At 68.1% G+C, this 21,511-nt stretch carries 24 protein-coding genes and 2 riboswitches; of the genes, 14 read left to right on the top strand and 10 right to left on the bottom strand.

The annotated features are described in order from the left end of the window. Positions 1–21: 21 nt before the first annotated feature. Positions 22–1,200: a vWA domain-containing protein gene (locus tag BrevBR_RS11285; RefSeq protein WP_340001006.1), complete on the bottom strand. Its 1,179-nt coding sequence runs from the start codon at positions 1,198–1,200 to the stop codon at positions 22–24. Between the two features lie 2 nt (positions 1,201–1,202). Here BrevBR_RS11285 and BrevBR_RS11280 point away from each other — a divergent pair, with 2 nt between their 5' ends. After that, positions 1,203–1,841, top strand: coding sequence for a hypothetical protein (locus tag BrevBR_RS11280; protein WP_340001005.1), 639 nt, complete (start codon positions 1,203–1,205; stop codon positions 1,839–1,841). On the opposite strand, the gene BrevBR_RS11275 is transcribed toward BrevBR_RS11280, so the two are convergent. After that, positions 1,823–2,356, bottom strand: a complete 534-nt coding sequence (locus BrevBR_RS11275) for a GNAT family N-acetyltransferase (protein ID WP_445214759.1) — start codon at positions 2,354–2,356, stop codon at positions 1,823–1,825. The genes BrevBR_RS11280 and BrevBR_RS11275 overlap by 19 nt on opposite strands. A gap of 130 nt (positions 2,357–2,486) precedes the next feature. On the opposite strand from BrevBR_RS11275, the gene BrevBR_RS11270 reads away from it, so the two are divergent. The 13 genes from BrevBR_RS11270 to BrevBR_RS11210 all read left to right on the top strand — a co-directional run bounded on the left by BrevBR_RS11270 (position 2,487) and on the right by BrevBR_RS11210 (position 12,482). After that, positions 2,487–3,407, top strand: a complete 921-nt coding sequence (locus BrevBR_RS11270) for a histone deacetylase family protein (protein ID WP_340001003.1) — start codon at positions 2,487–2,489, stop codon at positions 3,405–3,407. A gap of 61 nt (positions 3,408–3,468) precedes the next feature. Further along, on the top strand, positions 3,469–4,101 hold the full coding sequence (locus BrevBR_RS11265) for a histidine phosphatase family protein (protein ID WP_332638561.1): 633 nt from the start codon (positions 3,469–3,471) through the stop codon (positions 4,099–4,101). Positions 4,102–4,118: 17 nt separating this feature from the next. Beyond that, positions 4,119–4,721, top strand: coding sequence for a peptidylprolyl isomerase (locus BrevBR_RS11260; protein WP_340001002.1), 603 nt, complete (start codon positions 4,119–4,121; stop codon positions 4,719–4,721). A gap of 51 nt (positions 4,722–4,772) precedes the next feature. Continuing rightward, on the top strand, positions 4,773–5,021 hold the full coding sequence (locus BrevBR_RS11255; protein WP_332638559.1) for an exodeoxyribonuclease VII small subunit: 249 nt from the start codon (positions 4,773–4,775) through the stop codon (positions 5,019–5,021). Then, on the top strand, positions 5,021–5,371 hold the full coding sequence (locus tag BrevBR_RS11250; protein ID WP_340001001.1) for a tRNA-binding protein: 351 nt from the start codon (positions 5,021–5,023) through the stop codon (positions 5,369–5,371). The genes BrevBR_RS11255 and BrevBR_RS11250 overlap by 1 nt, the downstream gene beginning before the upstream one ends. 47 nt (positions 5,372–5,418) lie before the next feature. Beyond that, positions 5,419–6,291: a polyprenyl synthetase family protein gene (locus BrevBR_RS11245; RefSeq protein ID WP_332638556.1), complete on the top strand. Its 873-nt coding sequence runs from the start codon at positions 5,419–5,421 to the stop codon at positions 6,289–6,291. Positions 6,292–6,470: 179 nt separating this feature from the next. Next, on the top strand, positions 6,471–8,381 hold the full coding sequence (dxs, locus tag BrevBR_RS11240; protein WP_340001000.1) for a 1-deoxy-D-xylulose-5-phosphate synthase: 1,911 nt from the start codon (positions 6,471–6,473) through the stop codon (positions 8,379–8,381). A 90-nt stretch (positions 8,382–8,471) separates the two neighbouring features. Further along, on the top strand, positions 8,472–8,924 hold the full coding sequence (locus tag BrevBR_RS11235) for a hypothetical protein (protein WP_332638553.1): 453 nt from the start codon (positions 8,472–8,474) through the stop codon (positions 8,922–8,924). Between the two features lie 926 nt (positions 8,925–9,850). Then, a complete protein-coding gene (locus tag BrevBR_RS11230) occupies positions 9,851–10,210 on the top strand; it encodes an AtpZ/AtpI family protein (RefSeq protein WP_340000999.1) in 360 nt (119 codons plus the stop codon). A 15-nt stretch (positions 10,211–10,225) separates the two neighbouring features. Then, positions 10,226–10,999, top strand: coding sequence for a F0F1 ATP synthase subunit A (locus tag BrevBR_RS11225; RefSeq protein WP_340000998.1), 774 nt, complete (start codon positions 10,226–10,228; stop codon positions 10,997–10,999). 53 nt (positions 11,000–11,052) lie between these two features. Continuing rightward, complete coding sequence (locus BrevBR_RS11220) at positions 11,053–11,277, top strand: F0F1 ATP synthase subunit C (RefSeq protein ID WP_168045007.1); 225 nt, start codon at positions 11,053–11,055, stop codon at positions 11,275–11,277. A gap of 94 nt (positions 11,278–11,371) precedes the next feature. Next, positions 11,372–11,965 (top strand): F0F1 ATP synthase subunit B family protein, encoded by a 594-nt coding sequence (locus tag BrevBR_RS11215; RefSeq protein WP_332639339.1) that lies wholly within the window; start codon positions 11,372–11,374, stop codon positions 11,963–11,965. A 1-nt stretch (position 11,966) separates the two neighbouring features. Next, on the top strand, positions 11,967–12,482 hold the full coding sequence (locus tag BrevBR_RS11210) for a F0F1 ATP synthase subunit B (RefSeq protein WP_332639338.1): 516 nt from the start codon (positions 11,967–11,969) through the stop codon (positions 12,480–12,482). Positions 12,483–12,541: 59 nt separating this feature from the next. On the opposite strand, the gene BrevBR_RS11205 is transcribed toward BrevBR_RS11210, so the two are convergent. The 8 genes from BrevBR_RS11205 to BrevBR_RS11170 all read right to left on the bottom strand — a co-directional run bounded on the left by BrevBR_RS11205 (position 12,542) and on the right by BrevBR_RS11170 (position 21,432). Further along, positions 12,542–13,030 (bottom strand): DUF6789 family protein, encoded by a 489-nt coding sequence (locus BrevBR_RS11205; protein ID WP_332639337.1) that lies wholly within the window; start codon positions 13,028–13,030, stop codon positions 12,542–12,544. Between the two features lie 113 nt (positions 13,031–13,143). Continuing rightward, positions 13,144–14,721 carry an aminomethyl-transferring glycine dehydrogenase subunit GcvPB gene (gene gcvPB, locus BrevBR_RS11200; RefSeq protein ID WP_340000997.1) on the bottom strand — a complete coding sequence of 526 codons (1,578 nt, stop codon included), beginning with the start codon at positions 14,719–14,721 and terminating at the stop codon, positions 13,144–13,146. Positions 14,722–14,732: 11 nt separating this feature from the next. Further along, entirely contained in the window at positions 14,733–16,079 is a 1,347-nt protein-coding gene (gcvPA, locus tag BrevBR_RS11195) for an aminomethyl-transferring glycine dehydrogenase subunit GcvPA (protein WP_340000996.1), read from the bottom strand. Between the two features lie 49 nt (positions 16,080–16,128). Next, a complete protein-coding gene (gene gcvH / locus BrevBR_RS11190) occupies positions 16,129–16,491 on the bottom strand; it encodes a glycine cleavage system protein GcvH (protein ID WP_340000995.1) in 363 nt (120 codons plus the stop codon). A gap of 11 nt (positions 16,492–16,502) precedes the next feature. Beyond that, positions 16,503–17,618, bottom strand: coding sequence for a glycine cleavage system aminomethyltransferase GcvT (gene gcvT, locus BrevBR_RS11185; protein ID WP_340000994.1), 1,116 nt, complete (start codon positions 17,616–17,618; stop codon positions 16,503–16,505). Positions 17,619–17,671: 53 nt separating this feature from the next. Next, a riboswitch (glycine riboswitch) is annotated at positions 17,672–17,758 on the bottom strand. 4 nt (positions 17,759–17,762) lie between these two features. Further along, positions 17,763–17,860: riboswitch (glycine riboswitch) on the bottom strand. Between the two features lie 29 nt (positions 17,861–17,889). Next, on the bottom strand, positions 17,890–18,903 hold the full coding sequence (locus tag BrevBR_RS11180; protein ID WP_340000993.1) for an adenosine deaminase: 1,014 nt from the start codon (positions 18,901–18,903) through the stop codon (positions 17,890–17,892). A gap of 33 nt (positions 18,904–18,936) precedes the next feature. Then, positions 18,937–20,739, bottom strand: a complete 1,803-nt coding sequence (gene argS, locus BrevBR_RS11175) for an arginine--tRNA ligase (RefSeq protein ID WP_340000992.1) — start codon at positions 20,737–20,739, stop codon at positions 18,937–18,939. Next, positions 20,740–21,432: a Tat pathway signal sequence domain protein gene (locus tag BrevBR_RS11170; RefSeq protein ID WP_332639330.1), complete on the bottom strand. Its 693-nt coding sequence runs from the start codon at positions 21,430–21,432 to the stop codon at positions 20,740–20,742. Positions 21,433–21,511: the final 79 nt, after the last annotated feature.

Genomic DNA, 21,511 nt, shown 5'->3' with positions numbered 1-21,511 from the left:
GAAAACTCCCGCGACCCTAACCTATTTGGCCAGCGCCCGCATCGCCTTCTCCAGCCCTTCCAGCGTCAGCGGATACATCCGCTCGTCGACCAGTTCGCGGACCATCCCGACCGAGGCGGAATAGCTCCAGTACCGCTCGGGCGAGGGGTTCAGCCACGCCACCTTGTCCCACTGCTGCGTGGCCCGCTTCATCCAGACCGCGCCGGCCTCCTCGTTCCAGTGCTCGACCGAACCGCCGGGCATGGTCACTTCGTACGGGCTCATGGTCGCGTCGCCGACGAAGATGGCGCGCCAGTCGGCGGGGTATTTGTTCAGCACCTCCCAGGTCGGGATCTTCTGCTCGTGCCGGCGCCGGTTGTCCTTCCACACCCCCTCGTAGAGGCAGTTATGGAAGTAGAAGAATTCGAGGTGCTTGAACTCGGTCTTCGCGGCCGAGAACAGCTCCTCGCACATCTTCACATGGGCATCCATCGAGCCGCCGATGTCGAGGAACAGCAGCACCTTGATCGTGTTGCGCCGCTCGGGCCGCATGTGGATGTCCAGCCAGCCCTGGCGCGCCGTGCCGTCGATGGTGGCGTCCATGTCCAGCTCGTCGAGCGCCCCCTGCCGGGCGAACCGGCGCAGGCGGCGCAGGGCCACCTTGATGTTGCGCGTGCCCAGTTCGACCTGGTCGTCCAGGTTTCGGTATTCGCGCTTCTCCCAGACCTTGACCGCACGGCCCTGCCGTCCCGGTCCGCCGACGCGCACCCCCTCGGGATTGTAGCCGCCGTGGCCGAACGGGCTGGTCCCGCCGGTCCCGATCCACTTGTTGCCGCCCTCATGCCGGCCCTTCTGCTCTTCCAGACGCTGCTTCAGCGTCTCCATCAGCTTCTCGAACCCGCCCAGCGCCTCGATCTGCGCCTTCTCCTCGTCGGTCAGGTATTTCTCGTTGAGCAGCTTCAGCCAGTCCTCGGGCACGTCCAGCGCCGGCTCGTCGCCCGCGCCGACGGTCTCGATCCCGGCGAACACCTTGCCGAACACCTGATCGAACCGGTCGTAGTGTTTCTCGTCCTTGACCAGCACCGCCCGCGACAGGTGGTAGAAGTCGTCGACCTTCCGCCCCGCCACGTCCTTGTCCATGGCCTCCATCAGATGGAGCCATTCCTTCATGGACACGGGCACGCGCGCGTCTCTCAGGGCGGTGAAGAAGGGGAGGAGCATGGATGAAGTCTACGATGGATACGGCAAATTACGATGTTTCGGCGCGCGGCTATCTTCGGCGAGCGCGATGCCTGCTGGAAGATGGGTCGGTTGATCGCTTGTTCTATTCCGCTTTCGAACTTCGCGCTGGTCTGGAAGCACGTGCCTCCGAGTATCTGGCGGAATGGGAGCACATCCCGTCGACATCAAAGAAGGCGTGGCAAATCGGGGTTCTGGACAAGGCTGCACAGCGCGCTTTCGCGGGCAACAAAACAGTGGCCGACCTGAAGTTCTCGAAGGACGGCGTAAGTGTTCGATTCCTCTACACCCCCGTCCGGCCCGCCGGGCGAGATGCTGTAGCGCGCCTCAATAACTACCTGCACGCTCAGAAAAAGCATCGTAATGGCGACGAAATCTGGTGGTCGAAATTTCGTGAGACGCTAGCCAAGGCGGAGAGAGAGCTCGCGTTCTCGGTGTCGGGGACTCTTTTGGGGCCTGCCCTGATCGGAAAGAATCGTCAGGCTAAGTTGATGAGCGAGGTGCTGGACTCGGGACCGCCAGCATTGACTCCGGAAACCGGCCAAAACTTCGATGTCGCGGTGAAGTATCATCCAGCAGTCGGGTTCGAGTTCCCGTCAGACGCCTACGTGTGGCGCGAGTAGCGCCGCAAGATGAACTCGTGATCCCGCCAGCGGCCGACCGGATATTCGTACTCCCCGGCTTTCTCGAACCCGTACGCCGCATACAGCTTCTGCGCCTTCAGGTTTCCGCTCCAGACGCCGATCCACAGCGGCCCGTCGGTGTGAGCCTCCATCCAGTCCAGCGCCACGGCCAGCAGTTTCGTGCCGAGGCCCAGCCCCTGCGCCGCCTTCGACACATACAGCCGCCGCAGTTCGGCGTGGCTCGGCCGGGCCTCGGGATGGGGCAGGGTGTTGGGTCCGGTGTTGGCGAAGGCCAGCAGTTCCCCGTCCCGCTCGGCCACCCACCAGGCGGCGCCGGGCTCCTTCAGTTTCACCCGCACGGCGTCGGCGCTGAAGCTGGCGTCGAGAAAGGCTTTCAGGTCATCGGCGGGGTAGGGGATGGCGAACCCGTCTGCGGCGACGAAGGTGTCGATGAAGGTCTGACGCCCCAGCACGCCGAGGGCTTCGGCGTCGGCGGGCGTGGCGGGTCGGATCACGGCTTCGCTCATTCCGCCGCACTACACGCAGTCGCGCCGGCCGTCACCTTCACCTCCCCATCGGCCTGACGCCGATGGGGAGGTGAAGTCATCCGCGACAAGTCCGCGCCCGGCGCCTATCCTGCCCCCGATGAGCGTCGCCCTGTTCACCCATCCCGACATGATCGAACACCGCCCCGGCGTCGGCCACCCCGAACGGCCCGAGCGGCTCAAGGCCGTGCTGGACGCCCTCGACGACTCCGGCCTGTCGCTCGACCGCCGCGCCGCGACCGAGGCCGCCGTCGCCGACCTCGAACGCCTGCACCCCGCCGACTATGTCGCCCGCCTGCTCGACGCGTCGCCCGCCGCCGGCCTGAACCAGCTGGACCCCGACACCGTCCTGTCGCCCGGCAGCCTCCGCGCCGCCCGCCTCGCCGCCGGCGCCGTGATCGACGCGGTGCGCGCCATCGCCCGCGGCGAAACGACCCGCGCCTTCGCCGCCGTGCGGCCGCCGGGTCATCACGCCGAGCCGGATCAGGCCATGGGCTTCTGCCTGTTCTCCAACGTCGCCGTCGCCGCCCGCGTCGCCCAGGCCGAGGGCATGGCCCGCGTCGCCGTCATCGATTTCGACGTCCATCACGGCAACGGCACCCAGGCCGCCTTCCAGAACGACGCCAGCCTGTTCCTCGGCTCCATCCACCAGATGCCCCTCTATCCGGGCACGGGCGCGGCGTCCGAGACCGGCGTCGGCAACATCGTCAACGCCCCGGTCCCGCCCCATGCGGCCCGCGAGGCCTGGCGCGCGACCTTCTCGGGCGGCCTGATGCCGGCGCTGCACAGCTTCAATCCGGATCTCGTGCTGATCTCGGCCGGCTTCGACGCCCACCGCCGCGATCCGCTGGCGCATCAAAGTCTGGAGGCGGAGGATTTCGCCTGGGCCACCCGCGCCGTGCTCGAGGTCGCGCGTTCGTGTTGCGGCGGCAAGGTTGCAGCCTCGCTCGAGGGCGGTTACGACCTAGAAGGGCTGGGCCGTTCCGCGGTCGCCCACGTTCAGGCCTTGGGGGAGGAATAAGGACGGTTCGCCAACGGCTTATCCTCCGCAAATCATGCCCGCCCCCGCCCGAGACTCATTGATGGCAGACCCGACGATTCCCGCGACTGCCCCGCCGGCCCGCCCGGCTCTGGTCTCGGTGCGTCCCGGCGCCATCATCCTGGCCCGTCACGGCGAGCCGGCCCTGTCGCGCAAATGCCTGCTGACCTCCGACCAGTACCGCGACTGGTGGGCCAGATACGAGGTCGGCGGCCTGCGCGCCGGTCAGACCCCGCCGCCCGAACTTCTGGCCACGGCCGAGGGCGCCGGCGCCATCTACGCCTCGACCCGTCCGCGCGCCCAGGAAACCGCCGCCGCCATCGCAGCCGGCCGCGAGGTCATGTCCGACGCCCTGTTCATCGAGGCGCCCCTGCCGCCGCCGCATTTCCCCTCGTGGTTCAAGCTGCCGCCCAAATACTGGGGCGCCGTCGCCCGCTTCTGGTGGCACGCCTTCAACCATCATGAAGGTCAGGAAACCCGCCGTCAGGCCGAAGGCCGCGCCGAAAAGGCCGCCCAGGCCCTGATCGCCCGTGCCGAGAGCGGTCAGGACGTGCTGGTCCTCGCTCACGGCTATTTCAACCACATGGTCGGCCGCCGCCTGCGCGCCGACGGCTGGGCCCTCGTCCACAACCAGGGCTTCAAATACTGGTCCCAGCGCCGCTACGAGAAGCGCTGACGGCGCGGAAAAGCACGATGATCCGCCGCACCCTGCTCGCCTTCCTGCTCTGCCTGACCGCTCCGCTCGCCGCCTTTGCGCAGGACCCCGCCGCGTCCGTCCGCGTCGCCATCCAGACCGACAGCGGAACCATCCTCGCCGAGACCGACCCGCGCGCGCCGGTCACCTCGGCCAACTTCCTGCGCTACGTCGATGAGGGCCGGTTCGACGGGACGGCCTTCTACCGCGGCATGGTGCTCAGCCCCGCCGCCGGCCTGATCCAGGGCGGAACCGGCGGCGCGCCGGACCGGGTCCTGCCGCCCATCGCCCACGAACCGACGAACGAGACCGGCCTGACCCACACCGACGGCGCCCTCTCCATGGCCCGCTTTGACCCGGGCACCGCCACCGGCGACTTCTTCATCATCGTCGGCGACGTCAGCTCGCTGGACGCCGGCAAGTCCGCGCCCGGCGACCCCGGCTTCGCCGTCTTCGGCCGCGTCGTCGAGGGCATGGACATCATCCGCCAGATCCTCTCCGCCCCCAAATCCCCGACCGAGGGCGAGGGCTTCATGCGCGGCCAGATGCTGGATCCCCGCATCCGCATCGTCTCGGTCCGTCGCGTCCCGATTCAGGAATAGTCCGCTCTTTGCTTGAGACGCGCTTCGGCCCCCTCTAGGGTCGCTCGCGATATGACTGACGCCGCGCAAATCCCCGCCGATCTCAGCTTCGAGGACGCCCTGCAGCGCCTCGAGGCCATCGTGTCCAAACTCGAGTCCGGCCAGGCTCCGCTCGAGGAATCGATCGCCCTCTACGAAGAGGGCGCGCTTCTGAAGGCGCATTGCGAGAACCGTCTCAAGGCGGCCCAGCTGCGTGTGGAGAAGATCGTCGTCGGCCCCGACGGCGGGGCCAGGGGCGTCGAGCCCGCCGAGTTCAGCTGATGGCGGCCCCGGCGGCCCTGATCGCCTTCGACGACTTCATGAAGGTGGATGTGCGCGTGGGCCGGGTCCTCGCCGCCGACGCCTTTCCCGAGGCGCGCAAGCCCGCGTACAAACTGACCATCGATTTCGGCCCGGAGGTCGGGGTGAAGAAGTCCTCGGCCCAGATCACTGTCCACTACACGCGCGAGGAGCTGGTCGGCCGCAAGGTCGCCGCCGTCGTCAACTTCCCGCCGCGCCAGATCGGCCCCTTCATGTCCGAGGTCCTGACCCTGGGCTTCCCCGACGCGAAGGGCGAGGTCGTGCTGGTCGGCGTCGACCGCGAGGTCGAGATCGGCGGGAGGCTGTTCTGACCCTCCACCCGCCCCCGGCCCCGGCCGCCAACTCGCCCGAACAGGGCGTGGTCGACCGCGTGGCCGAGGTCGCCGATCTGGTCACGGTCGCCCTCGACGAGCTACTGCCCCGCGCCAGCGGCCCCGAATCGCGCCTGACCGAGGCCATGCGCTACGCCGCCCTCGGCCCCGGCAAGCGGTTGCGCCCCTTCTTCGCCCTGGAAGCCGCCGAACTGTTCGACATCGAGGAGCGACCGGTGCTGCGCGCCGCCTGCGCCCTGGAATGCGTCCACGCCTACAGCCTGGTCCACGACGACCTGCCGGCGATGGACAATGACGACATGCGCCGCGGCCGGCCCACGGTGCACAGGGCCTATGACGAGGCCACCGCCATCCTCGCCGGCGACGCCTTGCAGACCGCGGCCTTCGACATCCTGCTCCACCCCGACACCCACGACGACGCCGGGATACGCTGCGAACTGGCCGCCCGCCTGTCGCTGGCCTCGGGCGCGCGCGGCATGGCCGGCGGCCAGATGATCGACCTGATGGGCGTGCGCGACGATCTCGGCGGCGTCGCCCGCATGCAGCGGCTCAAGACCGGCGCCTTGTTCACCTACGCCTTCGAGATTCCCCTCATCATCGCCCGCGCCCGCGAGGCCCAGCGTCAGGCCCTGATCAGCTTCGCCCACGACATCGGCCTAGCCTACCAGATCGTCGACGACCTGCTGGACGTCGAGGGCGACGAGGACATCCTCGGCAAGGCGGCCGGCAAGGACGCCGCCCAGGGCAAGACCAATTTCGTCACCCTGCTGGGCGTCGAGGCGGCGCGTCAGAGGGTCGCGCACCTCGCGGATCAGGCCCGCGCCCACCTCGACGTCTTCGGCTCCGACGCCGAAATCCTCAAGGCCAGCGTGGATTACGTTCTCCAGCGGCGATCCTGAGGCGCCTTTGCCGTCATGCTCGGGCTTGACCCGGGGATCAGAGGTTGGGAACAGCAGCCCATCCAAAGGCTTCTCTGACCGCGGACCCAATTCGGCCACCGAGCACCGGAAAGTCTGATCCTCGGGACAAGCCCGAGGATGACGGGTAGAGAAGAGCTCGTAAGGAACACGTGAGTTTCATGCCCGACACCCCGTTGCTCGACCAGGTCCACCTTCCCGCCGACACGCGCGGGTTCGACATCCCCCAGCTGCGTCAGCTGGCCGATGAGCTGCGGGCCGAGACCATCGACGCGGTCTCCGTCACCGGCGGCCACCTCGGCGCCGGCCTCGGCGTCGTCGAGCTGACCGTCGCCCTGCACCACGTCCTTGAAACGCCGAAAGACATCCTGATCTGGGACGTCGGCCACCAGTGCTATCCGCACAAGATCCTGACGGGCCGCAGAGACCGCATCCGCACCCTGCGCCAGCCGGGCGGCCTGTCGGGCTTCACCAAACGCAGCGAGAGCGAATACGACCCCTTCGGCGCGGCCCACGCCTCGACCTCGATCAGCGCCGCCCTCGGCTTCGCCGCCGCCCGCGACCAGAAGGGCGAGAAGAACCGCGTCGTGGCCGTCATCGGCGACGGCTCCATGTCCGCCGGCATGGCCTATGAGGCGATGAACAACGCGGCCGAGACGACCCATGGCCAGCTGATGGTCATCCTCAACGACAACGACATGTCGATCGCCCCGCCGGTCGGCGGCATGAGCGCCTATCTGGCCAAACAGGTCTCGGGCGGCGCCTATCGCAATTTCCGCCGCTTCGGAAAGTCGGTCGCTGAACACCTGCCGCGCCCGTTCCGCAACGCCGCGCGCAAGGCCGAGGAATACGCCCGCGGCATGATCGTGGGGGGCACCTTCTTCGAGGAACTGGGCTTCTATTACGTCGGTCCCGTCGACGGGCACGACATGGACAACCTCGTTCCCATCCTGAAGAACGCCGCCGCCATCACCGACCGTCCGGTGATCGTCCACGTCGTGACCCAGAAGGGGAAGGGCTACGCCCCGGCCGAGTCCAGCGCCGACAAGCTCCATGCGGTGACGAAGTTCGACGTCGTCTCGGGCAAACAGTCCAAATCCGTCTCCAACGCCCCCAGCTACACCAAGGTGTTCGGGACCGAGCTGATCAAGCGCGCGAACCTCGATCCGTCCATCGTCGCCATCACCGCCGCCATGCCCTCGGGCACCGGTCTGGACCTGTTCGGCCAGGCCTTCCCGACCCGCACCTATGACGTCGGCATCGCTGAACAGCATGCCGTCACCTTCGCCGCCGGCCTCGCCGCCGACGGAATGAAGCCGGTCTGCGCCATCTATTCGACCTTCCTCCAGCGCGGCTACGACCAGGTCGTCCACGACGTCGCCATCCAGAAGCTGCCGGTCCGCTTCGCCATGGACCGCGCCGGTCTCGTCGGCGCCGACGGCGCCACCCACGCCGGCAGTTTCGACATCGGCTTCATGGGCGCGCTTCCGGGCATGGTGCTGATGGCCGCCGCCGACGAGGCCGAACTGGCCGCCATGATCGCCACCAGCCTCGAGATCGACGACCGCCCCTCCGCCTTCCGCTATCCGCGCGGCGACGGCGTCGGCGTCGAGATCCCCGAGCTCGCCGCCCCGCTCGAGATCGGCAAGGGTCGCATCGTCCGCGAGGGAACCACCGTCGCCATCCTCTCGCTGGGCACCCGCCTGCAGGAGTCGCTCAAGGCCGCCGAGGCCCTCGCCGCCCGTGGGGTTTCCGCCACCGTCGCCGACGCCCGCTTCGCCAAGCCGCTGGACGCCGGGCTGATCCTGCGCCTGGCCCGCGAGCACGAATGCCTGATCACGGTGGAGGAGGGGGCCATGGGCGGCTTCGGCGCCTTCGTGCTTCAGCTGCTGGCCGAAAAGGGCGCGCTCGACGCCGGGCTGAAGATCCGCACCCTGTGCCTGCCCGACGTCTTCCAGGATCAGGACAATCCGGCCGCCATGTACGCCACGGCCGGGCTCAACGCCGAACACATCACCGCCGCCGCCCTTCAGGCGCTCGGCGTCGAGGCCACACGGGCGGTCCGGGCCTGATTTCGTTCTCCCTCCCCACGAAGGGGAAGGAGAGCGCAACCCTCACCCTCCACACCCGTTCTGTCGCGGGGCTTGTGAGGGTTGAGTACAATGAAACTGCATATCCTGTCCGCCGCCGCCGTCCTGACGGCGGTCGTCGTCCCGCCCGCCGCCGCCCAGCAGGCCGAGGCCGGGGCGCCTGTCGAGATCATGCGCGCCGGCGACACCGCCATGACCTGTCCCCAGATCTCCGAGGAGGCGGCGAACCTCAGCCAGCAACTGGGCGGTGCGCCCGGCGGCGGCATCCTCAGCACTCTCGGCGGCGTCGCTTCGGCTGGCGCGTCGATGCTCATCCCCGGGGCGGGCCTCGCCATCGCCGGCGCCGACGCCCTGACCCGCCCCGACCGCGAGCGCAAGGAAGCCGAGGCAGCCGCCATCCGCCACCGCTGGTACTATCTGAACGGCCTTTACGCCGGTCAGGATTGCCAGGCCGCGACCGACGCCGCGGGTCCGACGCCGGCGACGCCGGCCGATGCGGCTCCCGCGGCTCAGCCGAATAACTGACCCTCTCCCCTTGGGATAGGGCTTGAGCGCACGACGGCGCAGCCGTCGTCCTTACGCGAAAGGGTGAGGGTCGCCTGTCCGGGGGGCGGCTTCGCCGCGTCCGCCGTCCGACCCTCATCCGGCCCTCCGGGCCACCTTCTCCCAACGGGAGAAGGATCAGGTGCGCTCCATATAGTCGCATTGGCGGAAAAACATCCCGCCTTTCCAGCGCCTTCTGCTTTTGAGACCCCCGTCTCCTGCGCACCCCCTCCCGGCGCCCGCATAATGCCTGCATCCCGTCGCGGGGGAGGGCGTCTGGCGCCAGGGCCAATCACGTGCGGCGGGGTGCGATCGAGCGGGAAACGTCGTCCCGGAATCGTCGCCCGGACCCTTGCGCGGCTCATACCTGCGGCTTGTGGAATAACGGGGGCGTGGGGGCGGCGGACTGCCCGGGGTGTCGAAACCCCGGGGCCCGGGAGGCCTGGAAGCCTTCCGCCCGTCGCGAGCGTACGACGGACAGGGATGAATGCGGCGAAAAGGCCGGGGTGGGAAAGTCCCGAAAGCCCCGCAGGCCGCCTTGATGAAGCCCGCCCCCGTCGGCTTGCGTGAACCGGTCGCGCGGAGCGAAGGCGGCGACGCCGAAAACACATCCCGGTCCCCGCAAAGCGAAAGCAGGGGGCCATCATTCGGTTCCGGGCGAAGCCGCCCGCGCTCCGCCACCTCCCCGACTTTTCCGGCGGCAACACCGGAAAGCGCAGACTCATGCCCGGATTCCACGCCATCCCCAGCGACCCTTCGCCACGCCCCACGAATAGCGAAACAAACATGCGGAAAATCAACGCCGTACAGCACGTCTGCGCCGCCTTGACCTGCGGGGGTCTCGCCTATAGGTTCCGCGCCGAATTCAGACCCCCTCCGACATTCGTGCCGGAGTGCTGAGGCCGCCAATGTCCCTGCCACCGGAATCGCGCGAAGAGGCGATCGCTCGTCTCAACAAGAACGCATCCGATCTGGAGGCGCGCACCGCTCCGCCGCTCTCTCACGAGGCTGCGGGTCAGGCTGCGGCGGGACAGGCGTGGAGGATCATCGCCGACCTGTTCGGCGGCGTCTTCGTCGGCCTGGCGATCGGGGCGATTCTGGACCGGTTCGCCGGGACGGGACCCTGGGGAATGATCGGCGGCGTCCTTCTGGGCTTCGCCGTTTCGGTATTCATGGCCTGGCGGACGGCGCAACGCCTGATGGCCGAGGCGAAAGCAAGTGGGGTGGAGCCGCAGTCGGTTCCGTTCGACGAAGACGAAGAAGACTAAGGGACGCAGGGCTCGATGGCCGATCCGCTACACCAGTTCCAGATCCAGCCCCTGACCCCGGCGGTCGAGGTGAATCTGCCGCTCATCGGGCAGCAGACGATCGCCTTCACCAATTCCCATCTGGCGATGACCGTCGCCTTCGGCATGGTGGTGCTGTTCCTGACCCTCGTCACCGCGAACGCCAAGGTCGTTCCCGGCCGGACTCAGGCCGTGGGCGAGACCCTGTTCGGCATGATCGACGGCCTGGTGGATTCCATCATCGGTCACGACGGCCGCAAGCTGTTCCCCTTCGTCTTCACCATCTTCACCTTCATCCTGGCGATGAATTTCCTGGGGCTGTTCCTCAGCTTCACCGCCACTTCGCAGATCGCCGTCACCGCAACCTTCGGGATCATCACCATCCTGATGGTTCTGGCCATCGGGTTCGGGAAGCACGGGCTGAAATTCTTCACCCTGTTCGTGCCGTCGGGCGTGCCGTGGCCGGTCCTGCCCTTCGTGGTGATCATCGAGTTCGTGTCGTTCCTGCTGCGCCCGGTCACCCTGACGCTTCGTCTGTTCGGCAACATGATGGGCGGCCACGTGGCGCTGAAGGTGTTCGCCGGCTTCGTCGTCATCGCCGTCGGCGGCGCCATCGGCTGGCTGGGCGTGCCGGTCATGATCCTGTCGCTGGGCATGACCATCGGCCTGACCGCGCTGGAATTCCTCGTGGCCTTCCTTCAGGCCTTCGTCTTCGCTGTTCTGACCACGATCTATCTCAATGACGTGGTCAACCTGGGCCACGGCCACTAAGGCCGGGACCAGTTTCGTCTCCAACCAACCCACTCAAAACAGGACTTAAGACCATGGAAGCAGAAGCCGCCAAGCTCATCGGCGCCGGCCTCGCAATGACCGGCATGATCGGCGCCGGCATCGGCGTGGGCAACATCTTCGGCTCGTTCCTGACGGGCGCCCTGCGCAACCCGTCGGCCGCCGGCTCGCAAATCGGCAACCTGTTCGTGGGCGCGGCTCTGGCCGAAGCCCTGGGCATCCTGTCGTTCGTGCTCGGCATCCTGCTGTACTCGGCCTGATTTCCTCGGTCCGACAGCGGCGCGGCCTGCCTTTCGGCGGGACCGCGCCGTCGTCGGCTGACGCATCGACCGTGAATCAACGACCAGGCGACAGATGACCCTCAACGCCCAGCCCGTCCTGCCCGCAGACGCGACCGCCCCGGTCGCGATCGAGGACACGCACGCCACGACGCAAGCCGCCCACGGCGGCGAGCACGAATCCGGCGGTCTGCCGCAGTTCGAGTTCCAGCACTGGTTCGGGCAGATCGTCTATCTGATCTTCCTGTTCGCCGTTCTCTATTTCCTGATCGCGAAAGTCTTCGCCCCGCGCATGCGCCGGGTGTTCGACGAACGCGAACAGACCATTTCCACCGCCATCGCGACCGCCCGTCAGGTCCAGGCCGAGGCCGCCGGCCAGGCGGAGGCCGCCAAGGCCGAGGTCGAGGCCGCCCGCGCCTCGTCGCGCGCCACGGCCGCCGCCGCCAAGGCGCGCGTCACCGAGGAAGCCAACACCCGCGCCGCCGCCGAGGAAGCCGTGGTCAACGCCCGCATCGCCGAGGCCGAGACCGCCATCGGCAAGACCCGCGACGCAGCCATGACCAACGTCTCCTCGATCGCGGAGGCCGCCGCCGCCGCCATCGTCGAACGCCTGACCGGCAAGGCCCCGACGGCCGCCGAGACGTCCGCCGCCGTCAAGGGAGCCGCCTGACATGAACATGTTCTTCGAAGAGGGCTTCTTCGGCCTCGACAGCGCCGAGCTGTGGGTCGGCGTCGGCCTCGTGGCCTTCCTGGCCATCTGCATGTTCACCGGCGCCTTCAAACTGGTCGGCGCCCAGCTGGACGCCAAGGCCGCCAAAATCCAGTCCGAGCTCGACGAGGCCGCCCGTCTGCGCGCCGAGGCCGAGACCCTGCTGGCGCGGATCCGCGCTGAAAAGGCCGAGGCCGAGGCCCAGGCCGCCGAGATGCTGAAAGCCGCCGAGGCCGACGCCCGCCTCATGGAGGCCGAGGCCCGGGTCAAGCTGGAAGAGACCCTCAAGCGCCGTCAGGACCTCGCCGAACGCCGCATCGCCCAGGCCGAGGCCCAGGCCACCGCCGAGGTGAAGGCGACCGCCGCCGACCTGGCCGCCCGCGCCGCCGAACAGATCCTGGCTGCGCGTCTGGCTGGCCAGAAGACCGATCCGTTGCTCGACGCGGCCATCGCCCAGATCGGCTCGCGCCTCAACTAGGCGGCTTCAGGGCCCCGAAAGAACAACGCCCCGCCGGCTTCCGGCGGGGCGTTTTCGTATCAGTGCGCCGGGGCCGCGCCCGGCATCGAGCCGTGTCGCCTGTCGCGCTCGACCAGCCGTCCGTAGACGTTGCCCAGAACGATCCCGTAGACCGCATGCGTCGCGATCATCCAGGCGAAGGTCCCGAACCCGGCCTGCATGAAGAACAGTCCGACGGGCCGTCCGCCCAGGGCGCCGACCGCGGGCGCCACCGTCAGCCCCATCAGGATGAAGGCCCCGATGGCGAAGACGATGCCCTTGGACTCCGGCGTATCCGTCGGCAGCCTTGGACACAGCACCCCGAAGGCCGGCCCCAGGATCAGGGTCCCGACGAACAGGTGCGCCGCCCAGCCGACCGCGATCGTGTCGGGCGTCTGCAGCATGACGGAAAGAAGTCTCGGGAAACTGGCGGCCCACGGCCCCAGCATCATGTTCGCGATTTCAAGCACCGAAACCGCGATGGTGGCCGCGAGACCGGCGACTACCCCCTTCTGTACGCGTGACATCATGACCGTTAGCGCCTCCCAAACGCTTGTTGTGGCTCAGACTACGCATGGGAGAGCATACGCCTGCTGTAACAGGCGGCGTTCACTTTGCCGTGCTTCGCAAATGCGAAGTGCGACTACTCGGCGGCGATGTTCGAACCTTCGGGGGCGGTCCAGCGCAGCACCGGCGAGCGGGCGGCGCGGGTCTCGTCCAGGCGCCGCAGCGGGGCGTGGAACGGCGCGCCCTTGAAGCGGTCGACGTCGCCGGCCTTCGCCGCCGCCGCCAGGGCCCGCATCGCCTCGATGAAGCGATCCAGCTCCTGCTTCGACTCCGTCTCGGTCGGCTCGATCAGCATGGCGCCGTGGACGACCAACGGGAAATACATGGTCATCGGGTGGAAGCCCTCGTCGATCATCGCCTTGGCGAAGTCGAGCGTGGTCACTTCCGTGCCCTTCAGCCATTCGTCGTCGAACAGCGCCTCGTGCATGCACGGCCCGTCGGGGAAGGCCGGGCTCATCAGGTCCGACAGCCGGGCCTTGATGTAATTCGCGTTCAGCACCGCATCCTCGGCCACCTGCCGCAGGCCGTCCGAACCATGGCTCATCATGTAGCTGAGGGCGCGGGTGTACATGCCCATCTGACCCTGGAAGGCGCACAGGCGACCGAAGGCCTGGGCCGCCTCGTCTTCCTCGCGCTCGATCAGCCGGTAGCCGTCGGCGTCATGCACGACCCAGGGGGCGGGAGCGAAGGGCGCCAGCGCTTCCGACAGCACCACCGGACCCGCGCCCGGCCCGCCGCCGCCGTGCGGCGTCGAGAAGGTCTTGTGCAGATTGATATGCATGGCGTCGACGCCCAGATCGCCCGGCCGCACCCGGCCGACGATGGCGTTGAAATTGGCCCCGTCGCAGTAGAAATAGGCTCCGGCCTCATGGGTCAGCCGGCTGATCTCGAGGATGTCGCGCTCGAACAGGCCGCAGGTGTTCGGGTTGGTCACCATGATGGCGGCCACGTCGTCGCCCAGCTTGGCGGCCAGATCGGCGACATCGACGCGGCCGTCCTCGGTCTGGGCGACCTCGACGACCGTATAGCCGACGAAGGCGGCGGTGGCCGGATTGGTGCCGTGGGCCGAGGTCGGCACCAGCACCTTGCGGCGCTTCTCATGCTGGCCCGAGGCCTCGTGGGCGGCGCGGATGGCCATCAGGCCGCACAGCTCGCCATGGGCACCGGCCTTGGGCGACAGGGCCACGGCCGGCATGCCGGTAAGGGTCTTCAGCCAGTGCGCCAGGGTGTCCATCAGCTCCAGCGCGCCCTGCACCGTGGAGGTCGGCTGCAGCGGGTGGATGTCCGAGAAGCCGGGCAGGCGCGCGATCTTCTCATTGAGGCGCGGGTTGTGCTTCATCGTGCATGAGCCCAGCGGATAGATGGCCAAGTCGATGGCGTGGTTCTTCTGCGACAGGCGCACATAGTGGCGCATGGTCTCGGGCTCGGAGAGGCCCGGCAGGCCGATCGGATCGCGGCGGACAAGATCCCCCAGGTCTGACCCGTCTGCCTTCGGCTCGGGCAGGTCGACGCCGGTCTTGCCCCAGCCGTCGCTCTCGAAGATCAGATGCTCGTTCTGCAGCAGGCCGCGCCCGCCGGTCAGGGTCGGGTGCTTGTAGTCGTGATCGACGGCGTTGGGTGCGGTCGGGCGGCCGACGGTGTTCATGGTGCTCATCGTTCCGCTCCTCAGACCGACAGGACCTTGGCGAGCGAACCCGCCAGGATCTTGATATCGGCGTCCATGGTCATCTCGGTCGCCGCGACCAGCAGGACGTCGTCCATGCCGGCTTTGGGAGCCAACCGGCTGTAGGGCACGCCGGCGAGGATGCGATGGGCCGCCAGTTGCTCCACCACCTCGGCCGCCGGTTTCGGCAGGCGCACGGCGAACTCGTTGAAGAATCGCGTGGTCAGAACCTCGACGCCGGGGATGGCCGCCAGGGCGTCACGGGTGGCCAGCGCCTTCTCGTGGTTCAGCAGGGCCATCCTGCGCAGGCCCGTCTCGCCCAGCAGGCTCATGTGGATCGTGAAGGCGAGGGTGCAGAGGCCCGAGTTGGTGCAGATGTTCGACGTCGCCTTGTCGCGGCGGATGTGCTGTTCGCGGGTTGACAGGGTCAGGACGAAGCCGCGCTCGCCGTCGGCGTCCACGGTCTCGCCGGTCAGGCGGCCCGGCATCTGACGAACCAGCTTTTCGCGGCAGGCGAACAGGCCGACGTAAGGTCCCCCGAAGTTCAGGGCGTTGCCGATCGACTGGCCCTCGGCGGCGACGATGTCGGCCCCCATTTCGCCCGGCGACTTCAGCAGGCCCATCGACACGGCCTCGGTGACCACGACGATCAGCAGGGCCCCGGCGGCGTGGGCCGCCTCGGCGATCTTCGTCACGTCGGTCGCCGTGCCGAACACGTTCGGGGTCTGGACCACGACGCAGGCGGTGTCCGGGCCGATCCGGGCGATGACGTCGGCCTCGGCGTCCACGGCGGCCGGCAGCACCTGGGTCTCGACGCCGACGGCATGGACGACGGTCTCGGTCGCCTTGACGTAGTGGGGATGCACCCCGCCCGAGATCACCGCCTTGTTGCGGCGGGTCACGCGGGTGGCCATCAGCACGCCCTCGGCCATCGCCGTTGACCCGTCGTAGAGGCTGGCGTTGGCCACAGGCATGCCGGTCAGGTTCGCGACCTGGGTCTGGAATTCGTACAGATACTGCAGCGTGCCCTGCGCGATTTCGGGCTGGTAGGGCGTGTAGCTGGTCAGGAACTCCGACCGCTGGATCACATGATCCACCGTCGCCGGAACGTGGTGCTTGTAGGCGCCGGCCCCGCAGAAGAACGGAACCGTGCCGGCCGAGGCGTTCCTCGCCGCCATGGCCCCCAGGGCCCGCTCGACCTCCAGCTCGCCCGCCACGCGCGGCAGGTCAACGAAGCCGCCGCGGCGCGCCGCTGTCGGCACGTCCACGAACAGGTCGTCGATGGATTTCGCGCCGATGGCGGCGAGCATCGCCGAACGGTCATCCGGCGTCAGGGGGAGGTAGCGCATCGAATGCTCCTGGCCGGGGAAGGCGGCCGCTAGAGCCTCTGACTTCTAGTCAGAGGGTGGTCAGGTACTGGTCGTAGGCGGCGCGATCCATCAGGCCGTCGGTCGAAGTGTCCGAGACCTTGATCCTGGCGAACCAGCCTTCGCCTTCGGGATCGGCGTTGACGGTTTCGGGGGCCGACGCGAGGGCGGCGTTGCCTTCGATCACCTCGCCCGAGACCGGGGCATAGACGTCCGAAGCCGCCTTGACGCTTTCAACGACGGCGAAGCTGTCGCCCTTCGAGACGGTCTTGCCGGCGTCCGGCGTCTCGACGAACACCACGTCGCCGAGGGCGTCAGCGGCGTGTTTGGAGATTCCGACGGTGGCGACGTCGCCATCGAAGCGAACCCATTCGTGATCCTTGGAGAAATGCATCGGTCCGATCCTCAGGCTTTCGGTTTGCGATAGTAACGTTGGGCGACGAAGGGCATGGCGATGACCTCGGCGGCGGCGGGCTTGCCGCGCACGACGACCTTCAGGTCCGTGCCCAGCTCGGCGAACTTCGGCGGGACATAGCCCATGGCGATATTGCGGCCCAGCGTCGGGGAGGGGCCGCCCGAGGTGACAGTCCCGATCATGTTGCCGTCCATGTCGGCGATCTCGGCGCCTTCACGGGCGGGGGCGCCCTCCTTGACGCTCAGGCCGATGCGTACGCGCGGCGGGCCGTCGGAGAGTTCCTTGAGGATGCGGTCGGCGCCGTTGAAGTCGGCCCGCTCCTTGCGCGACTTGGACAGGGCGAAGGTGAGCGCGCCCTCGACCGGCGACGTCGTGGCGTCGATGTCATGACCGTGCAACGGCAGGCCGGCTTCCAGCCGCAGGCTGTCACGGGCGCCCAGGCCGATCGGCTTGACACGGGCGTCCTTCAGAATGGTGTTCCAGATGCGCTCGGCCTGGTCGGCGGGCACAGAAATCTCATAGCCGTCCTCGCCGGTGTAGCCCGAGCGGGAGATGAAGCAGTCGCAGCCGAACAGCATCAGCCGGGCGCATTCCATGAAACCCATCTCGGTCAGCAGCGGCTCATGCGCGGCCATGACCTCGGCGGCCTCGGGGCCCTGGATGGCCAGCAGGGCGCGGTCGTCGAGGATTTTCAGCGTGGCGTCGCCGGACAGGTTGGCCTGCAGGAAGGCGAAGTCCGCGTCCTTGTTGCCGGCGTTGACCACAACATAGAGGCCGTCATGGTCGGGCTTGCCGGCCATCAGATCGTCCATGATGCCGCCCTCGGCGTTCAGCAGCAGCGAGTATTTCTGCCTGCCGGCCTTGAGGATCGCATAGTCGCCGGGAACGAAGCGTTCGAACTGGGCGACGGCGTCGTTGCCGGAAATCCGGCACTGGCCCATGTGCGAGACGTCGAACAGGCCCGCGTGTTCGCGGGTCCAGCGGTGCTCGGCCAACACGCCCTCGTACTGGACCGGCATGTCATAGCCGCCGAAGCCCACCATACGGGCGCCGGCCGCGCGGTGTGCGGCGTTCAGGGGGGTCGTCTTCAGGGCTTCGTCGGTCATTTCAGGCCTCGCGGTCGCGTACTGCGGCGGAAGCTCCGCCGTCCTCGCGCCCCCGCTGTCCTGAAGCCTGAGAGATTCCGACGCCCTCAAGCGAGGCCGCCTTGCTCCGTCGGCGCGCTCCGGAGAGCGACTTTCCAGCGTCCGTGTGTTCTCGCGGTCCGTTTGCCTGAGCGTTTCCGGGGCGGTTGCGCCTTCGGCTCCGGAGCCTTCGAGAAGGTCCCGATCTCTCCCGCGAGAGCGAGCGGACCTAGGCCCCGACTCCGGCGCGAAGTCAAGCGGAACGGGCGGCCCAAGCCTCGACTTCAGCGATCCGCGCCGCCTTGTCGGCGGCGTCGAGGAACGATCCCTCGAAGCTGTTGCGGGCCATCAGGGTCACCTGCTCCCGGCTCAGGCCCACTGCATCGGCGAGTCGACGGTAGTTGTCGTTCACATAGCCGCCGAAATAGGCCGGGTCATCGGAGTTCAGGGTCACGTGAATGCCGCGGCGCAGCATCTCCGGCACGGGATGGTCCTTCAGGTCCCTGACCACGCAGAGCTTGAGGTTCGACAGCGGGCAGACCGTCAGCGTCATCCGCTCATCGGCCAGCCGCTCGATCAGGCGCGGGTCCTCCATCGACCGGTTGCCATGATCCATCCTGTCGATTTGCAGCACATCCAGCGCCTCCCAGACATAGGCTGGCGGGCCTTCCTCGCCGGCGTGGGCCACGCGCTTCAGACCCATATGGCCGGCGCGTTCGAACACGTGCCGGAATTTCGAGGGCGGATGGCCGACCTCGGACGAATCCAGCCCGACCCCGGCGATCCGGTCCAGCCAGGGCTCCGCCGCGTTGAGCGTGTCGATGGCGGCGGCCTCGTCGAGATGGCGCAGGAAGCACAGGATCAGCTTCGAGGTGACGCCCAGCTCGGTCTCGGCCGCCTTCATGCCGCTCAGTAGTCCGTCCGCCGCCACGCCGAACGGCAGGCCCCGGTCGGTATGGGTCTGGGGGTCGAAGAAAATCTCGGCATGCCGGACGTTGTCGGCGGCGGCCCGGCGGAAATAGGCCAGGGCCAGGTCGTGGAAGTCCTGCTCGGTCCGCAGAACCTCGGCTCCGGCATAGTAGATGTCGAGGAAGTCCTGCAGGTTCGAAAAGTCATAGGCCGCGCGCACGGCCTCGACGCTGTCGAACGGAATCGAGACCTTGTTGCGCCGCGCCAGCTCGAACATCAGCTCGGGCTCAAGCGAACCCTCGATATGCAGATGAAGCTCGGCCTTGGGCAGGCCGGCGATATAGGCGTCGAGCGACATGGACGGCCTCCGTTGAGAGGCCACCAGTCTAACCTACATCCGGTCCGGCGTGTCGATTCCCAGAAGGCGAAGAGCGGTCTCCAGCTGATCCAGCGCCGCTTTCGACAGCGCCAGCCGCGAGGCCCTCGTCGCCTCGTCGGGCGCGATCAGCACCGGGCAGGCCGCGTAGAATTTCGAGAACGATTGCGCCAGCCGATAGGCGTGCTCGGCCACGACATGCGGCATCCGCTTGTCATAGGCCTCGGCCACCGCCTGCGAGAAGGCGTCCAGCGTCAGGGCCAGATCGCGTTCCGCCGGTTCGGCGATAACGATGGGGCCGGGCGCCGCGCCCTGGTCCGCGCCCTTGCGCAGCAGGGATTTGATCCGCACCGCCTGGTACAGAAGATAGGGGCCGGTCTTGCCCTCGAAGCTCATGAAGCGGTCGAGGTCGAAGACGTAGCTGGTGGTCCGGCTGTTCGACAGGTCGGCGAATTTCAGGGCGGCGACCGCCACCTTGTGGGCGATGGCCTCGAACTCGGTTTCGGTCAGGTCCTCGCCAAGATGCGCCTCGTGCAGCCGGTCGCGCGCCTTTTCCACAGCCATGGTGATCAGGTCGTGCAGCTTCAGGACGCCGCCGGCGCGGGTCTTGAAGGGCTTGCCGTCCGGGCCGTTCATTGTGCCGAAGCCGAGGTGGTCCAGTGATCCCTCGGCGGCGTAGCCGGCGAGGTAGGCGGCCCGGAACACCTGCTCGAAATGCTCGGCCTGACGTTCGTCGACGACGTACAGGATCAGGTCTGGATCGATGGCCTTGCGGCGATCCAGGATCGTGGCCAGGTCGGTCGTGCCGTACATGGCCGAACCTTCCGAGCTGATGACCAGCAGCGGCGGCGGGCTGGGGGCCTCGATCACCGAGCCGTCGGCCAGCTTCTTCTTGCGGGTCTCGCCGGGCTTGGCGACGTGGACCACCCGGGCGCCGTCGTCCTCGACCAGCAGGCCGGTCTTCTCGAGATGGGCGATCATCTCGGCCATGACGGGGTCTGCGTCGCTCTCGCCGTTCCACAGGTCGAAGGTCACGCCGAGAGCGCCGAACTCGCGCTCCAGCGCCGTGCGGCTGACGGCGACGAAATGGGCCCAGAGGGCGCGATAGCCGGGCCGTCCGCCCTGCAGCTCGGCCGTCGCCTTGCGGGCGCGGTCGCGGAAGCCGGCGTCCTCCTTGGCCAGGGCCGCGGCGGCCGGATAGAGGCGCTCCAGATCCTCAAGGGTCACCGGACTGCTGGCCGGGAAGGGACCATCGCCGTCTGCCAGAAAATCATCCGCCTTGCCCTCGTCGCCGACGGCGACGATCAGCAGGCCCATCTGGAAGCCCCAGTCGCCGAAATGGGCGTCGCCCCAGACGGTGTCGCCGCGGAAACGGAACAGCCGCTTCAGGCTCTCGCCGATGATGGATGAGCGCAGATGGCCGACATGCATTGGCTTGGCCACATTCGGTCCGGCGAAGTCGATCACGACCTTGCGCGGCGCGGCGACCGGCGAGGCGCCGGAATGGTCGGGGTCGGCCGCGACCTCGGCGGCCCGCGCGGACAAGGCGGCGTCGGCCAGCCTCAGATTGATGAACCCCGGTCCCGCGACCTCGACCGAGGACAGACGCGGATCACCGGACAGCCGATCAGCGACGCGGCTCGCCAGTTCGCGCGGATTGGCCTTCAGCGCCGTGGCGGCGGCCAGGGCTCCGTTCGACTGGAAATCGGCCAGGTCCGGGCGGTCCGACGGGGTGACGCGAGCCAGCGTGGGGTCCACGCCTTCGGCGGCGAAGGCGGCCCCGACCGCTTCGCCCAGGACAGTTCTGAGGTCGGTCATTTACTGGGCCGGGGGAGAGGCGGTCGCCGGCGTGCCCGCATTGACGCGGAACCGGCTGCCCGAGCGGTTGAACTCGGCCATCTGCGGCGTAACGTCAAAGCCGACCAGGATTTCGAAATGGTCGCCGCTGGTCGTGGCGGTGGCGCGCGGGATGACGACCGTCTGATCCTGGGTCACCGTGGCGGTCTGCTCGCCGTCGAAGCTGACGGGCAGGTCGAAATATTCCTTGGCCAGGATGGCGCGGTTTCGCTCGGTCACGGCGATCCAGTAGCGATAGGTTCGGCCGTCGCCCTGGGCCTGCGGTCCTCGGCCCAGGTTGAAAAGGACGCGCATCTGGACCGTGATCGGGTCGTCGTTCTGATAGCCGCAGTCCGACACCAGACCCTCGATCTCGCCGGTGTAGCCGACATTGGCGGCAGCCACACGGTCGCCGGTCAATTCGACGTAGCGGGCGGCGTCGTACAGCACCTTCACATAGGGGCAGGGGCCGGCGGCGGCCCGTTGGCGCAGGGGCGCGATCCGCGGCGGGCGCGGCCTGTCTTCCTGTTCGCCCGCCTGTTGCTGATCCTGACCCGGCCGATTCTGCTGGCCAGGGGACCCGTATTGGGCGTTGGCGGCGGTCGGCACGGTAACGACCGCGATCGCGGCGGCGGCGAGGGCCGAGGCCAGGGAAACCTTGAGGACGCGACGCATGCAGTGTCTTCCGGAAACGAGGAGGTGCGGCGACAGCCCGACGCCCGGGCGGCACGCTCGCCGCTGATAGCGGCTAAAC

It is taken from the genome of Brevundimonas sp. BR2-1 (assembly GCF_037626195.1).
Lineage (GTDB): Bacteria > Pseudomonadota > Alphaproteobacteria > Caulobacterales > Caulobacteraceae > Brevundimonas.
Note: the sequence above shows the minus strand (reverse complement) of the source record. Positions and strands in the feature narration are given on the sequence as shown.

Bases quoted from the DNA above. Each gene is read 5' to 3' on its own strand.
- BrevBR_RS11280 (WP_340001005.1), top strand. From the start codon at position 1,203: ATGAAGTCTACGATGGATACGGCAAATTACGATGTTTCGGCGCGCGGC.
- BrevBR_RS11180 (WP_340000993.1), bottom strand. From the start codon at position 18,903: ATGTCGCTCGACGCCTATATCGCCGGCCTGCCCAAGGCCGAGCTTCAT.
- BrevBR_RS11205 (WP_332639337.1), bottom strand. From the start codon at position 13,030: ATGATGTCACGCGTACAGAAGGGGGTAGTCGCCGGTCTCGCGGCCACC.
- BrevBR_RS11225 (WP_340000998.1), top strand. From the start codon at position 10,226: ATGGCCGATCCGCTACACCAGTTCCAGATCCAGCCCCTGACCCCGGCG.
- gcvPB (WP_340000997.1), bottom strand. From the start codon at position 14,721: ATGAGCACCATGAACACCGTCGGCCGCCCGACCGCACCCAACGCCGTC.
- BrevBR_RS11220 (WP_168045007.1), top strand. From the start codon at position 11,053: ATGGAAGCAGAAGCCGCCAAGCTCATCGGCGCCGGCCTCGCAATGACC.
- BrevBR_RS11170 (WP_332639330.1), bottom strand. From the start codon at position 21,432: ATGCGTCGCGTCCTCAAGGTTTCCCTGGCCTCGGCCCTCGCCGCCGCC.
- BrevBR_RS11250 (WP_340001001.1), top strand. From the start codon at position 5,021: ATGGCGGCCCCGGCGGCCCTGATCGCCTTCGACGACTTCATGAAGGTG.
- BrevBR_RS11255 (WP_332638559.1), top strand. From the start codon at position 4,773: ATGACTGACGCCGCGCAAATCCCCGCCGATCTCAGCTTCGAGGACGCC.
- argS (WP_340000992.1), bottom strand. From the start codon at position 20,739: ATGACCGACCTCAGAACTGTCCTGGGCGAAGCGGTCGGGGCCGCCTTC.
- BrevBR_RS11265 (WP_332638561.1), top strand. From the start codon at position 3,469: ATGGCAGACCCGACGATTCCCGCGACTGCCCCGCCGGCCCGCCCGGCT.
- BrevBR_RS11270 (WP_340001003.1), top strand. From the start codon at position 2,487: ATGAGCGTCGCCCTGTTCACCCATCCCGACATGATCGAACACCGCCCC.
- gcvH (WP_340000995.1), bottom strand. From the start codon at position 16,491: ATGCATTTCTCCAAGGATCACGAATGGGTTCGCTTCGATGGCGACGTC.
- BrevBR_RS11210 (WP_332639338.1), top strand. From the start codon at position 11,967: ATGAACATGTTCTTCGAAGAGGGCTTCTTCGGCCTCGACAGCGCCGAG.
- BrevBR_RS11235 (WP_332638553.1), top strand. From the start codon at position 8,472: ATGAAACTGCATATCCTGTCCGCCGCCGCCGTCCTGACGGCGGTCGTC.
- BrevBR_RS11260 (WP_340001002.1), top strand. From the start codon at position 4,119: ATGATCCGCCGCACCCTGCTCGCCTTCCTGCTCTGCCTGACCGCTCCG.
- BrevBR_RS11230 (WP_340000999.1), top strand. From the start codon at position 9,851: ATGTCCCTGCCACCGGAATCGCGCGAAGAGGCGATCGCTCGTCTCAAC.
- BrevBR_RS11285 (WP_340001006.1), bottom strand. From the start codon at position 1,200: ATGCTCCTCCCCTTCTTCACCGCCCTGAGAGACGCGCGCGTGCCCGTG.
- BrevBR_RS11215 (WP_332639339.1), top strand. From the start codon at position 11,372: ATGACCCTCAACGCCCAGCCCGTCCTGCCCGCAGACGCGACCGCCCCG.
- dxs (WP_340001000.1), top strand. From the start codon at position 6,471: ATGCCCGACACCCCGTTGCTCGACCAGGTCCACCTTCCCGCCGACACG.
- gcvT (WP_340000994.1), bottom strand. From the start codon at position 17,618: ATGACCGACGAAGCCCTGAAGACGACCCCCCTGAACGCCGCACACCGC.
- gcvPA (WP_340000996.1), bottom strand. From the start codon at position 16,079: ATGCGCTACCTCCCCCTGACGCCGGATGACCGTTCGGCGATGCTCGCC.